This is a genomic window from Thermoplasmatales archaeon (genome assembly GCA_026127925.1).
Taxonomy (GTDB): Archaea; Thermoplasmatota; Thermoplasmata; order Thermoplasmatales; family Thermoplasmataceae; genus JAKAYB01.
The window spans coordinates 1-14342 of sequence record JAJSLM010000007.1; the positions used below are offsets into that span (position 1 = coordinate 1).

11 protein-coding genes and 1 pseudogene are annotated in these 14342 nt (G+C 39.9%); 7 read left to right on the forward strand and 5 right to left on the reverse strand.

Translation table 11 applies throughout. The annotated features are described in order from the left end of the window. Positions 1-130 precede the first annotated feature (130 nt). A pseudogene (locus LVQ96_06840) lies at positions 131-598 on the reverse strand (transposase). A 197-nt stretch (positions 599-795) separates the two neighbouring features. After that, the gene (locus LVQ96_06845; protein MCW6170871.1) at positions 796-1677 is read right to left on the reverse strand and encodes a prenyltransferase; all 882 of its coding nucleotides are present in this window, start codon (positions 1675-1677) and stop codon (positions 796-798) included. 387 nt (positions 1678-2064) lie between these two features. Here LVQ96_06845 and LVQ96_06850 point away from each other — a divergent pair, with 387 nt between their 5' ends. Both LVQ96_06850 and LVQ96_06855 read left to right on the forward strand, forming a co-directional pair. Next, positions 2065-2835 carry a hypothetical protein gene (locus LVQ96_06850; GenBank protein ID MCW6170872.1) on the forward strand — a complete coding sequence of 257 codons (771 nt, stop codon included), beginning with the start codon at positions 2065-2067 and terminating at the stop codon, positions 2833-2835. Between the two features lie 239 nt (positions 2836-3074). Next, positions 3075-5468, forward strand: coding sequence for a plasma-membrane proton-efflux P-type ATPase (locus tag LVQ96_06855; protein ID MCW6170873.1), 2394 nt, complete (start codon positions 3075-3077; stop codon positions 5466-5468). A 29-nt stretch (positions 5469-5497) separates the two neighbouring features. On the opposite strand, the gene LVQ96_06860 is transcribed toward LVQ96_06855, so the two are convergent. The 3 genes from LVQ96_06860 to LVQ96_06870 all read right to left on the reverse strand — a co-directional run bounded on the left by LVQ96_06860 (position 5498) and on the right by LVQ96_06870 (position 6905). Beyond that, entirely contained in the window at positions 5498-5977 is a 480-nt protein-coding gene (locus tag LVQ96_06860) for a universal stress protein (GenBank protein MCW6170874.1), read from the reverse strand. A 97-nt stretch (positions 5978-6074) separates the two neighbouring features. Next, on the reverse strand, positions 6075-6362 hold the full coding sequence (locus LVQ96_06865; protein ID MCW6170875.1) for a hypothetical protein: 288 nt from the start codon (positions 6360-6362) through the stop codon (positions 6075-6077). A 102-nt stretch (positions 6363-6464) separates the two neighbouring features. After that, positions 6465-6905, reverse strand: a complete 441-nt coding sequence (locus tag LVQ96_06870; GenBank protein MCW6170876.1) for a multiprotein bridging factor aMBF1 — start codon at positions 6903-6905, stop codon at positions 6465-6467. 120 nt (positions 6906-7025) lie between these two features. Here LVQ96_06870 and LVQ96_06875 point away from each other — a divergent pair, with 120 nt between their 5' ends. From LVQ96_06875 to LVQ96_06895, 5 genes are all read left to right on the forward strand, one after another. Beyond that, positions 7026-7673 (forward strand): fibrillarin-like rRNA/tRNA 2'-O-methyltransferase, encoded by a 648-nt coding sequence (locus LVQ96_06875; GenBank protein MCW6170877.1) that lies wholly within the window; start codon positions 7026-7028, stop codon positions 7671-7673. A 79-nt stretch (positions 7674-7752) separates the two neighbouring features. Beyond that, positions 7753-8508, forward strand: a complete 756-nt coding sequence (locus tag LVQ96_06880; GenBank protein ID MCW6170878.1) for a methyltransferase domain-containing protein — start codon at positions 7753-7755, stop codon at positions 8506-8508. A gap of 27 nt (positions 8509-8535) precedes the next feature. Beyond that, positions 8536-11226: an alanine--tRNA ligase gene (alaS, locus tag LVQ96_06885; protein ID MCW6170879.1), complete on the forward strand. Its 2691-nt coding sequence runs from the start codon at positions 8536-8538 to the stop codon at positions 11224-11226. A gap of 17 nt (positions 11227-11243) precedes the next feature. Next, entirely contained in the window at positions 11244-12962 is a 1719-nt protein-coding gene (locus LVQ96_06890; protein ID MCW6170880.1) for a hypothetical protein, read from the forward strand. Next, complete coding sequence (locus tag LVQ96_06895) at positions 12959-14032, forward strand: ATP-NAD kinase family protein (protein MCW6170881.1); 1074 nt, start codon at positions 12959-12961, stop codon at positions 14030-14032. The genes LVQ96_06890 and LVQ96_06895 overlap by 4 nt, the downstream gene beginning before the upstream one ends. The last annotated feature ends 310 nt before the right edge of the window (positions 14033-14342 follow it).

The window sequence follows — 14342 nt, forward strand, 5'->3', positions numbered from 1 at the left end:
GATCACCATATTCCTGGGAGTGTGCAGGAGTTTCAAAAAACCCCCTCTGGACTCCCCCTTATATCTATATCGTAGTATATTATCTCTCTTATAACTGTAAACTGTACAAATAATAAAGGGAGCACATCAATCCCCTTCTCCTTCTGTTCCATTTTGATCCAAGATAATCTCCCCTGATGGTGATCTTGAATCCTGTGGAATCAATGGCACAGTCCACAGGCTTCATCGGGAGATCATGAATTCTTGGAGCAATCTTCCTTATCCTTCTGAATATGCTTGTATAGGAAACGATTGCAATGCCGGTGATCCTTGCAAATACTCTGGCAATTCCCTCAAGTGATCTGAAAGGTACGTTGTATACTGCCCTCAGCTTGGCAAGGAATGTTATGAATGCATTTGGGGTCTTGTAAGGATGCCCTTTCTTTCCTCTATTGTTATCTTCCAGGAGTTCCTTCCAGTTCATTAGAAATGACGGATCAATCAGGTCCTCGATCCTGTTTACAAGGGATCTGTTATACCTGTCAAACCTTCTGTTTGAACCGATCCAATACCTTCTTGTTCTTCTATTACCTACAGCAGTGATTGGTTTTGGTGTCATACAAGCCAATCACTCCCCTGTATTTCACTATACAGGGGAGTTATGCAACACAGTTGTAATTAAGTTATCATTATCGCTTGTTAAATCCGAATTACAATTATTTTTTTTAAAACCTATTCAAGGTGGCATTAGTATCTTCAAGACACCTCCTGATCTATTCTTTTGCGTTTGTGTAGTTCAGCACAAACATAATGTAGTCAGATTAAGCAAGAAACAATAAATAAGATGCCATAAAGTGAGATTATCTTACCATAATAGTTTTCTATATCCTTAGCCGGCATGCTTCCAATTTTATGAAAGAACAACATTAGAAATGGGAATGTGGCTAGCGTGATCAGAAAAATTGGGCCTACTATTTTAAAAACCGCAAATAGTACGATAACTACTACAGCTATGCTGGAGACAACTTCCATAAGAATAATGCTATTCTTTTTTCCAAGTAAAACTGCAATAGTCCTGATTTTCCCTCTATCATTTTCAATATCTCTGAAATTTCCGATATACAATAATACGAAAAGAAGAACTGAAAATGGCGTAGACAAAAGTATAGAATTCAATGAAACTTTTTCAATTTGGAAGAAAACAATTGAATTGAATATTAGAATGAATGATAGCATCAGTACGATCTCCCCAAGAGCTCTGTACTTAAATTCGAACAGTGGACCTGTATAACCGTACGCAATACATATTCCTGCGACCTCAAACAGGATCATCGTGTAGTTGTCTTCAACCACAGAGAGCACAAAAAAGATCAGGAAAGAAAGAACGGTTGAAACCACGGCAAGTTTCAGGAGTCGGTTTGGTTTCAGTCGATAATAAAATATTGGATGATTTCTGTACGAAGTGTTCGGACTATCCGGTCTGTCTATCCCATTTTTATAATCGAAATAATCGTCAAATAGATTTATGGAAACAAGGAGAAATCCATACGATACAAAGGCTACAAGATAAAAAAGAAGATTAAACACGCCTGCTTTTTCGTAGCAGTATGCGAATCCCATTGAAACTATCACAAAGTATAGATATATTGGCGGAACTCGTCCATCCCTTATTGCTATCATGAAATAATTTTTAAGCATGGATGCGAGCGATATTGTTGGCAGAAATAATAAGCATGGGTAAGATTGGTGAAATTGACCTAATGTTTGGGGCAAGCAAAAATGTAAAAAATGAAGGTTTTATTCACCTTTGCTGTCCCGTTCTCCCCTTAAAAGGCATTTCCGCTCATTTGAGATGGTAATCGCGCCTATTTAAATTGTAGATTCGGATTTTTTAAACAGAGTTCAATGAGGCTTTAAGTATTCTACAAGAGCAATAATGTCATGGGATGGCCTAAGGGAGACGAAGGAATCGACAATAGTTTCTGTGTAATTTTTACGAGTGTAATGATCTAAAATCTATTTAAGGTAAATTGCCATACTCTTTTTAGTATCGTTGATAAGGCAGAGATAAGGGAGCTGAATTATTTGGCTACAATTGAAGAAAAGATCACGCAGTTAGAGGCTGCATTAGAAAACGAAAAGGGGAAGAGTCAAGACGGCACTAGCTGCATAACGATAGCAAAAATTGAGCTTCAACTGTCACAGCTCTATAGGCAGATAGGGAATGTTCCAAAATCAGATGAAATGATGGGTGAGGCAGAAAAAACACTTCAAGATCCAACATGCCCACAGACGCGGGAAACAAGTCGTCTCATTAACTATGTGCGCTACTATAAGGCCAATCCTAATATTGCGAACATAAAGCCTATGCCTCCTCTTCAAAGGTATATGTCATTGATCATATTGATAGCCGGATATGGTGTTCTCTATTTATTGTATTTTATTGGCGTTGTTTCTGGCGAGGATATGTTTATAGGCATAATAATCGTGTTCGTACTTTCGATGATAATCAGTTCTACGATGAGATCACGCTATATACGAGATCAGAAAAATCAAGTCACGAACAGCGGTGCGACAACCCAAAATGAGGACATAGTTCATATAGAATCAAGGATAGATTCAGACACTACTTATCGCAATCCAGAAAGAATTCTTGATGCGGCAAGATCCGAACTAACCCTAGCCAATATATACCTTCAAAAAAATAATCTTGAAGAGGCAATGAATCACATAGACTTGGCTAAAAAATTCCTCAATGATCCCATGTGCGAATCTGATGCAGAGAAAGAGCAAGTAACTCAATCTACCAGTAATCTAGAGGCTGCGATACGCTCTAAGCAAATGGGGACAAGATAAAAAAAGTAAAGACAAAGGCGAAAGTCCATAGCTTTGTCGTTTCAAGGTAATTGAATTTCTCTAAGTATGCATAAACAGTATTTAACTGAGAATATTATAGACTGACAGCTGTTGTTGGCAACGGTTCATTCGGATTAGTCAAATTCACTTACGAGCATCTTTGATTAATATTGACTGGAGATTAGGACTATAGTAAATAATGGGGTAGTTTCTAATAATTTGGTGCAATACCCAAATCAATGGCTGAAGATAGCGAGTTCAAGAAATTAACAATAGGTGAAACTTTAGCCAAATTATCTTCAAGTGCTGATGGTTTATCCAGCGCTGAAGCCGGAAAAAGAATTACGGAGTACGGAAAAAACGAAGTGTCGGAGAAAAAAAAGAATCCAGTATTCGCGTTTTTAAAAAAATTCTGGGCGCCAGTTCCTTGGATGCTTGAGGTAGCTATCATTCTGACCTATATTTTAGATAAATTCCTAGATATGTACATTATTGCGTTTCTCCTTGTTTTTAACGGTATTATCGCGTTCACTCAAGAAAAGAGAGCCGAAAACGCTGTAGAACTATTAAAGCAGAGATTAAATGTCAAAGCCCGGGTTCGGCGTGATGGATCCTGGAGTATTATTGAAGCTAGCGCTCTTGTCCCAGGGGACATAATCCATATAAGGTCTGGAGACATAATTCCTGCAGACATCAAGATCATTGATGGACATGTACTAGTTGATCAGTCTGCTCTGACTGGAGAGTCTATTGCTGTGGACTACGGGAAGAGCAATATGGCATACTCCGGTTCATTGGTGAAAAATGGCGAGTCAACAGGAATCATTGTTGCAACAGGCTCAAAAACATTCTTTGGAAAGACAACGGAGTTGGTAAAAGCTGCCGGATCCGAATCTCATCTTGAGAAACTCATACTGAACATAGTCAAGTACCTCATCGCTATTGATGTTGCTCTTGTCGCTATTCTTGTTGTATTTTCCCTTTTAATGGGCATAAGTTATTCATCGGTAATTCCATTTGCTTTGATAGTTTTAATTGTATCTATTCCCGTTGCGCTACCAGCAACATTTACTATTGCGATGGCTCTTGGTGCTAGGGAATTATCTGGAAATGGAATCCTTGTAACAAGACTGGTTTCTGCTGAGGACGTCGCGTCAATGGATGTCCTGAATCTGGACAAGACCGGGACAATCACGGAAAATAAGCTGACTGCAGGAATACCTATACCTTACGGCGTATACAAGGATTCGGATGTGTTGAAGTACGCATACCTGGCCTCAAGTGAATCTAGCCAGGATCCAATAGATCTTGCCGTTATTGAAGCTTTTAAAAAGTCTAATGTGGCTATGCCTGAATTCAGTGTGGAAGAATTCGTGCCATTTGATCCTAAAACTAAGAGAACCGAAGCTACAATCAAGTTCTCAGATCAGACAATAAGTGTCATGAAAGGCGCTCCTCAGATCATTGCCGGCATTGCAACCTTTACCAACGTAGATGCATATCACCGGGAAATAGATAAACTCTCGAAAAAAGGTTTCAGGGTAATTGCAATAGGTAAGATAGGAGATGGCAAAAAGTGCGATCTTGTAGGGCTCCTTCCTTTGTACGACCCACCAAGAAAAGATAGCAAAGCATTCATACAAGAAATAAAGAATCTTAACGTTGTTCCAAAAATGGTAACGGGAGATAATTCTGCCATAGCTAATGAGATCGGCACGGAAGTAGGTATTGGCGGGCGTGTATGTAGTATCGATGAATTGAAGGGATTAGCTAGTTCGGAATCCGAGGTTTCCAAAATAATAAACAGTGATGTCTTTGCAGAGGTTTTTCCAGAAGATAAGATATTAATCGTGAGGGATCTCCAAAAGGGGAAACATTATGTTGGAATGACTGGTGATGGAGTCAATGACGCTCCGGCACTCAAGCAAGCTGAAGTAGGGATAGCTGTATCCAATGCTACGGATGTAGCCAAGGCATCTGCCAGCATGGTTCTTACCCATGAGGGTCTTAGTGACATTGTAAACGCAATAAAAGTGGGACGACGGATATTCCAAAGAATGCTAACCTATACCATAAACAAGATCGTTAAGACAATTCAGGTTGCAATATTTCTTACACTTTCATTTTTTGTGGTTCGTTTTTTTGTTACAACACCGTTTGATATAGTCCTTCTGCTGTTTGCTAATGATTTTGTTACAATGTCAATAGCAACCGACAATGCAAGGTATTCAATGCACCCAGAAAAATGGAGCGCGCGAAGCCTAATCAGGTCCTCTCTAATACTGTCAGTAGCCGTCCTTGTAGAATCGTTTTTCACGCTATGGGTAGCGCTGTACTTTAGAATGACGCAGTTAGAAATACACACTTTCATATTTGACATGCTAGTATTCAGCGGTCAATTAACCGTATATGTGGTACGGGAGAGGGGACGTATGTGGTCCTCTAGGCCAAGTACTTTTCTGATGACAGCAAGTATACTCGATATAATAGCAATATCGCTTCTCTCGGTCTTTGGAATTCTCGTGAGCCCATTGCCTTACATATACGTACTCATAGCGCTCGGCATAACTTTCGGCTTTGCCCTTGTTCTTGACCAGGTAAAAATCTCCCTAAAGCGTGATTTTCGCGCCTGATCGTTAGTAAAATAAAAAAAAGATAATATTCATTTTACTATTAATACTGGGCAATCTGAATGTGCGACAACGGCATTAGAGACACTACCAAGCAATAAGCTCTTGAACCCTCCAAGTCCCCTGGAACCCATAACTATGAGGTCCGGTTTTAATTTATTTGCCTCTTCAAGCAAAGACTCAGCAACTGAGGTAGTTCCACTGGTAAAAACGCTTTTCACATCCTCCTCCTCGGCTTTTGCCTCTTTAATCAATGGATTGAGAACCTTTAATACATTTTTCTTAGCGAGTGAATAGTACTCATCCCAATCAAAATAAGCTTCTCCCGTACCGTAACCACCTATCGGAAAAGCAACGGCATGTACAACCGTAATCTCTGACCCGTACTTATTGGCTATAGAGAGCGCAGTTTTGAACGCCCTTTTGGATGGCACTGATCCATCGAAAGCCACAATAATCTTTTTCGGGAAAAAATCTCCTTCTGATTTATTGTTTTGATCTTTATTCTTCATCAGTTGTAAATGAGTTTATAAAATTTAAAATTATCTATACAATTGTATTCCACTCTTTAAAAACAGCTTTCGAATAGGACTGTAACTATCTTTTATGTTATCTAAGTTCATTCAGGCGGTTTGGGCGATGATTCAGCACTACAACCGTAGGTCTTACCATGTACTTTGACTTTGAGACTCGAGTTATAGAAACAAGCGCAGTTCTTTCGGATGTTGTATTAAAGAATTTCTTGAGTTCAGACAATAGTGACTTTGTTGGATAAAGTTCAACAAAGATAGGGTTCCCGTCATGGTACCAGGTAGCTATGATTGTATTGCAATCTTCGTCCTCTATATCCTCCCTGTCTATCTCGAAATCAAACTTCTGCCCTACTTCTATCCTCAAATTATTTACCTATCTACGTAACCTGGGACATTATATTTAGTTTTTCACTAGTGAAATCAGACAATTGTTCTAAAATCAGATATAATCCATCCAGATATATTACTATTCAATTTTTTCCACCAACTGAATTTTCAGGAATTTTTCAAGTTTTCGCAATGTCCGAATCTCAGGAATATAACCTCCTCTCTCTATAGATGAAATGATGTTTTTCTTTTCAAGTACTTTTTCAGCCAGCTGTTCCTGAGTCAAGCCCATTCTAGACCTGGCTTCTCTGACGAGTAAATGGAAATCAGGGACCGGTTCAAGTGATTCTATGTCATCTTTAACCCTCATTTTCGTATTAGGTTTTGGAACTGGATACGCGCGTTTTTTCACCGGGATAGTCACTGCAGGAATATCTTCCTGATAGTGTGGCTTAGTGCTTGAATGCTCCACAACAGGCTTTCCGAATTTCAGGCAGTTATCACACACATTCAGTTCCGCATCCTCTATGCGTATCTTAGTTAATTTTGGAACATTGCGCCCACACATTTCACAATACATATCGATCATTCACAAATACTATGACAGATTAAAGTTTTGCGAATTTCATCGTGGTTCGAAAAAGTTCTCATCAGCATAACTATACATAGTTTTTTTAACTTATATTCTGTTCCACCTCTATTGAATGATAAATCTGTAAGATATAGTGTGTCAAAGGGCAAGGCATTCACTATTAGTGACTATAGTAAGCCAGTTTACGGAGAAAACGTTGTCCACAGCGGGGGAAAATATGCCAGGGAATGGAATCCTAAAAGGAGTAAACTTGCTGCAGCACTGATAAAAGGTTTTTCGCATCTTCCTTTTACTAGCGACAGTAAGATTCTTTATCTTGGCGCCTCGTCCGGTACGACGGTAAGCCATATTTCGGACATATCTATAACTGGAAAAATTTACGCAGTAGAAAAGGCAATTGAACCATTTTCAAAATTACTATTCCTGGCTGAGCAGAGAAGAAATATATACCCAATCCTGGATGATGCAAATTCTCCGGAAAGGTACAAATTTTTTGTGGACAACGTCAACGTTATGTATCAGGACATTTCCCAAAGAAACCAAGTTCAAATATTCAATGAAAACGTTAATGCTTTCCCAGGGGTAAATAGTGCGATCCTCATATTAAAGATCAATGCAATTTCAAGCAAGGGGAAGGAACATGAAATCCTGGAAACAAATTTACGCATGATACCGCATTTCAAGATTTTGGACATAATCGATCTTCGCCCGTATTCTAAGGCCAACTATTTTGTCTTTATGCAGAGAATTAGGTGATCGGTTTAAAGGTCTGTTCAACCCGATTTCAACAGTGAAGGAGACAATAGTATATTATGCATCATTATAATGCTCAAAAATGACTGATTATCATGATTTTTTTTCCAAAAATGTGGACTACTATACTAAGAGCAAGTCCCATAGATCGGGGGAGGATTTGTCAATGCTTCTGGAGGCTCTTAATGTGTCCGGTGATTCTGTCGGGCTAGATCTTGCAACAGGAACCGGTAATACCGCAATTGAAATTGCGAAGATAGCACGTATGGTATACGGGCTTGATGGCACGCAGGAGATGCTCGACTCAGCAATCAAATCAGCTTATAATCTCGGGCTTAGTAATATTGAATTTGTACTGGGGTCCGTAGAGCACCTCCCTTTTGGCAATGAAACATTTGATCTCGTGTCATGTCGTCGGGCAGCCCATCATTTTAAAGATAAGAGTATGTTTTTGGATGAAGTTCGCCGTGTTTTGAAGGTTGGAGGGAAGTTTGGCCTGGTCGACTTTGTTCGACCCGAAAATGATACTCTGAACCTGTTTAACAGAATAGAAACCATGAGAGATCCTTCGCACGTCGCTGCATTAAGATTTTCCGAGTGGGATGATATGGTGAAGAATCACGGATTCAAAGTCTTAGAATCTCAACTTGTAAGAAGGTCAATTCCTTTTGGAGAATGGCTTAGTCCCGTTTCTGTAGACAGTGAAGCCGGTATCGGGATACAGAAACTCCTGAGATCGGTCAGCGCGTCTGAGCTCGAAATAATAAATTTCGATCTTGATGCCATGGAGATAAAGAAAGACTACCTTATACTGACTTGTGCAAAGGTAAATGATTAAGTTAAGCTTTAGTTTAGGGTGAATGATGTGGTTGGTAGCGAAAATGGAAATCTTGATCTTGAATTTTTCAAGTCGGAAAAGTTCATTAAGAAAAAATGTGTAAAATGTGGGAAATATTTCTGGACTAAAGACAAAAATAGGGTAACATGTGGAGATCCTCCGTGCGATTCATATTCCTTTATCGGGAATAGTCCTGTGAACAAGCAGTATTCTCTGAAGGAGATGAGGGATGCGTTCACTGGTTTTTTCTCGAATACCCACACGTTCATTAAACCTTATCCCGTTGTGCCAAGATGGCGTGACGATGTTCTCCTGGTAAACGCATCAATTTACGACTTCCAGCCTCATGTAACCTCTGGGAGAGTTAAGCCTCCCGGAAACCCATTGGTAATGTCACAACCGTCCATAAGAATGAATGATACTGATCTTGTAGGAGCTACGGGCAGGCATCTTACCAGCTTTGAAATGCTATGTCACGATGCATTCAACTACCCGGATAAAAAAGTGTACTGGAAGGAAGAGACAACAAAGTACTGTTATGATTTCCTGACTCTGGGATTAGGCGTAGATTCGAGCCTTATTACGTTCAAGGAAAAGCCTTGGTCTGGTGGTGGAAACGGAGGAAACGCCTTTGAGGTTTTTGTTTCCGGTCTGGAAGTTGCCACGCTCGTTTTCATGGATCTGAAGGAAGATCCAAATGGACCCGTAGAGATCGAAGGAAAGAATTACTCGAAAATGGATATGGAAATTGTCGACACAGGGTATGGGCTTGAACGTCTTGTTTGGTTATCTCAGGGAACTCCTACAGTTTATCATGCCGTTATGCCTGATGTCATAGACCTTCTTCTAGGGCTCCTAGATGATCGAGAGATAGATAATGAGATTCTATCTGTTTTTTCAATGGAAGCTGCCTTACTCGAACCCTTTGATAAGAGTGAGTTGCTGGAAAACACACTTGGCAGAATTAGGCGTGAAAAGAAAGACGTTGACATGAAAAGGTTGGAAGAATTGTTCGATAAGGCCCGGTCTCTCTTCACACTTGCTGATCATTCTAAATCACTCATGTTTCTCTTTTCGGATTATGTCATTCCCTCAAATGTGAAGGTAGGGTATCTTTCTCGCCTTCTCATAAGAAGGAGTCTAAGAATGATCGACGACCTTGGCATAAATGTCGATCTGTCAGATCTAATAATCAGGCACAGCACAAATATGCAGGATGTAATCCCGAACTTTCCTTCGGAATTTCTCAATACCATAATGCCTATGGAGAAGGCAAAATACAACGATCTTAAAAGTCGAGCTGTAGGCATTGTCGAGCGTGTGTTCAGAAAGAGCGATACTCTTGCACCAGATGATCTCGTACTCCTGTATGATTCGTTCGGGATAACTCCAGAACAATCGACAGAGATAGTGAGAGAAAAATTTGGAAAAAATATTGAGATCCCAGGTGATTTCAGTAAACTAGTCGTCTCTATACACGATCAGGGCGTCGTTTCGAAAGGTGAAGTTGAACACTTTCCAGATATACATACCAGGCCTCTTTATTACGATGACGCATCAATATCGGAATTTACAGCCGTAGTTCTTTATTCTGAGGGAAATAATATAATCACAAATCAAACCGCTTTCTACCCCGAAGGTGGTGGACAGCCAACTGACACTGGCTATTTTGCCTTAGGAAATAAAAAGGTGGATATGTTAAAGGCGGAAAAATTCAATCGCAGTATTGTTCACAGGCTCTCGTCGCCTATTCCGCTTGGTACACGCATTTCTGGGCACGTTGATTTCTGGAGAAGGAGAAGGCTCATGGTTCATCACTCCGCGACGCACCTATTGCTTGGTGTTTGCAGGATGGTCCTCGGAAATCATGTGTGGCAGAGCAGTGTGCAGAAGGGAACTGAGCACTCAAGACTTGATATAACACATTATGCGAAGATCTCAGATGATGAGATAAGGAAAATTGAGCAAACTTGCCTGAAGTTTATAACCGAAAACAGAAAAGTAAGAGTTAGAAACATTGAGTGGAACAAGGCCATTGGCACCTTCGGGTTCCGTCTTTTTCAGGGTGGTGTTCCCGATGGAAAGGAAATTAGGGTTGTGGAAATCGAGGGGGTCGATGTAGAGGGGTGCGGAGGAACACATGTTGCATCAACAGGAGAATTGGGTTTTCTTAAAATTATAAAAACCGAGACAGTCCAGGAAGGTATACAGCGTATTATATTCTCGGCTGGCTTTGCGGCTCTTGATTTCGTTGAGGACCAATATTTCACAATCAAGGCCGTGGAAGGCAAGATCAAGCCAAGTCCCGAGGGCCTTAAAGATTCATTTTTGAGAATTGTTGACGAAAATATACGCTATAAAAAGGAGCAAACGAAAAACGAAAGAAAATTCATAGAAACTCTTATCTCCTCCGCAACCAAGATCCGTATTAATGAACTTGAAGGGATATTCATATCTCATGACCTCGAAGATCGAGACTACAAGCTACTTGTTTCGGCCATTTTCAAACTCCATCCATTTTCAATCATAAGCAGGAGAACAGGGGATGTTTATGAAACGACAATCATATCCAGTGGCGCAATAGATTGTAACAAAATGGCAAATATTCTCAGGTCACGTATCGGTGGAGAAGTATCAGGATCCAACAACAACTCTATCGTTAAGAGTCAAGAATCGATTAATGAAACGTTAATAAGGAAGGTTTTCGATTTAGATTGATTGAGGTCTCATAGCCAATGGATAAGACGGAATCTGAACAAATTGAGAAGTTAGTATGTTCGAAATATAAGTGCGTGGACAAAAGTTATGACGGAAAGACACTAACTGTCAGCATCGATCATCTCGATTCCTACCCGGACAGCGTATTCGATAATTTGTCCAATGCAGTTGAAAGAATGGGATTCATTGCATTCACTGTCAAGGGAGATCCAGATTCGATAGTTATTTTGGATAAGTCACCAAAAAGAAAATCGGAGTCCACAATTAAGTTTGCTCTTGTGGGGGCCACGATTCTTAGTATAATCTATGTAGGTTACACTTACGTTTCTGTGTTCATTGGAGGATCAAATTTTCCAGCGATCCTAGGATACTCACTCATTCTTTACACAATACCTATTATAGCAATACTTGGAAGTAGGGAGATTGGCAGGTTTGTCGCACTTCATAAGAATGGTATGAGATATCAATTCCCTGTGTTCATCCCGAATCCTCTCGGAATGGGGACAATGGGATCCCTTAATTCAAGAAGCGATTCATTCAAAAACAGAAAAGTTATGATCGAGACAGGTGCTTATTCACTCATTTTTGGATTGTTCATTTCCATGTTCTTCTATATATTTGGTGCACTTTTTACCATCAGTTCCCTGCATTTTTATTCCATTTCACACTCAACAAGCAGTATCGGTAGCTCACTCATTTCACAAATGTTTCTCTTTGCTGGTCTCCCGGTATCGAGTTCTCTCACCCCTATAGGTTTTGCGGGCTTTGTTGGTCTGATAATAACTGCATATAACGCTTTACCGCTTGGATTCCTCGATGGTGGCTTAATTTCATCAGGAATCTTCGGAAAAAATTCTTACATATTGTCCTACGTCTCTGTTGTGGTAATAGTGGGTTTTGCTATCCTGTATCCACCAGTTCTCGTTCTGGCGGTTTTTGCACTTTTGTTTGGTGCAAAGGGGCCCCAACCATTGAATAATCTGAGTCACTTGTCAATAAGCGGAAAATCTTTGACAGTGATAGCGTTCATTGTGCTAGTGATTGGGATAGCTCCATTACCCTTGCACGTTCCATACAATACGTTTCATCTATCCGTTCCAGACTCAGATATCCTGATCTACAATAACAGTCAACAGGAGATAAATTTTAACCTTAGCCTCAATAATACTGGCGCCGTGACAGTATTTCCCTCGTTTGGTGTCACTCCGACTGTAAAGTACGACATTTCCGGAATATCGGATTCTGTCCTTCCAGGAAAGCAATCGTTCTACCAAGTCACCATATTTACCGGTAAGAATTTATCCTACGGTTTCTCCAACTACACGATTATCGTAAAATCCGGTTCAGCTCAAAGTTCAACCAGTGTTAGGATCCTTAAGATCAATGTTACGTCTGCCGTTGAATTCACAAATATCCCGAATAGGGTTATCAGTGTTTCCTTATCCAATAAGCAGGTCCAGCCATTCGTGGTTACAAGCTACATTCAAAATTCATCCATAAGGATTATGAGTATTGGTGGGCAAAATCTATCGTTTCTATTCTTTCCGTCGAACAAAAGCAGTTCATCTGCGATGATTAGTTCTGGTTTTCAAGTACTCTCACTTAACCTTAACATTAGCCCTTCGAGCAGTTACACATTTAGGGTAGAACCGCTGACTGTGCCAGATTATTGGTACATTGTCGCATTTAACTCTACTTTCAGTGGGACCTATGAAAAAATCCAAGTGGTCAAATGAGCAAGAAAAATGTTGGATTTTTGGTGAATCCCATTGCAGGATGCGGCCAATTTTTTAACATGAAGGGATCCGATGGTCTCTCTCTCAAAGATTGCCCTGAGTCTGTATCTTTAAGCCTGGCTGAAAGATTCCTTGACCTGATACCTGAAACAAACGTAACCTATTACACTGCAAGCGGAAACATGGGTGCAAAGGCATTTAACAAGAAACCATTGGAAAATTTTCATGTTATCTATAATGCCCCTGAGATTACATCTAGGGCTGATACTCAGAACTTTGTTTGTGCGCTTGGGGATTATCCCATAGACATCCTTGTTTTCTTTGGGGGGGACGGGACAGCAAAGGATCTTGTCGATGCGAGAGTGGATATACCAGTCCTCGGTGTCCCAGCAGGAACTAAGATGTTTAGTTCAGTGTTCTCGATATCCGTAGAAGATGCTGTTTCTGTGTTAAGATCGCTTCTTTCCCAAGACGAAGGGACAATCGTTAGCGGGGACGTAATATATGTTGATGAAAATAAGTACTCTGCAGGAAATCTTGTTATGTCCTTGTATGGTCAGTTAAAAATACCTTCTTCTCCTATGATCGTTACGGCATGTAAAGGGGAATATCCAGATAGTAATATTATGGACATAGTTGAATATATAGAAGAAATAATAAAGCAGGATGTCAATTATATCGTGGGTCCAGGTTCTACATGCCTTGAAATAAAAAAATTATATGGCGATGATGGAACTACATTCGGTTTCGATCTTATTAAAAATGGTAAAATCGTAGCAAGAGATCTATCCGAAAAGGAAATTTATGAAGCTGAAGCCGATCCCACTAAAATCGTCATTTCCCCACTTGGAGGTCAGGGTTTTCTCATTGGGCGAGGAAACAAACAATTATCAGCGAGAGTGATAAAAAAAATAGGTTTTGAAAATTTCATTGTTGTTTCTTCACCAGAAAAACTTAATGGTATCAATTATCTCTATATAGACATCGGCAACTTTGATTTTACCATCCCGAGTTACGTAAGAGTGCTATATGGATATGGCACATTCAAATTGGTAAAACTTCGGAGATAAAATACAACTGCCCGTATAAGGAACTGGGCACATGTATGCCCATATGCTAATCTTATGGATCGAGCAACTGGCAACCTACGTTGGGATATCCCCAAAGAAAGTTCTGGAATTACGCGAGACCAAAATCTTGAGTGCATTCATAACCCCATCCTACCAAATAATCTCTGTTTCTTTATTGATTTATTTGTATACAACATTGAAGAACTTTAAAAATAAATGACATGATGCCAACCTCCTAAGTTGTGATAAATAATCGCATCGTATGGAATAGAAGGGTATAGAAAAAGATATAATGTGAGTTAGCAATACA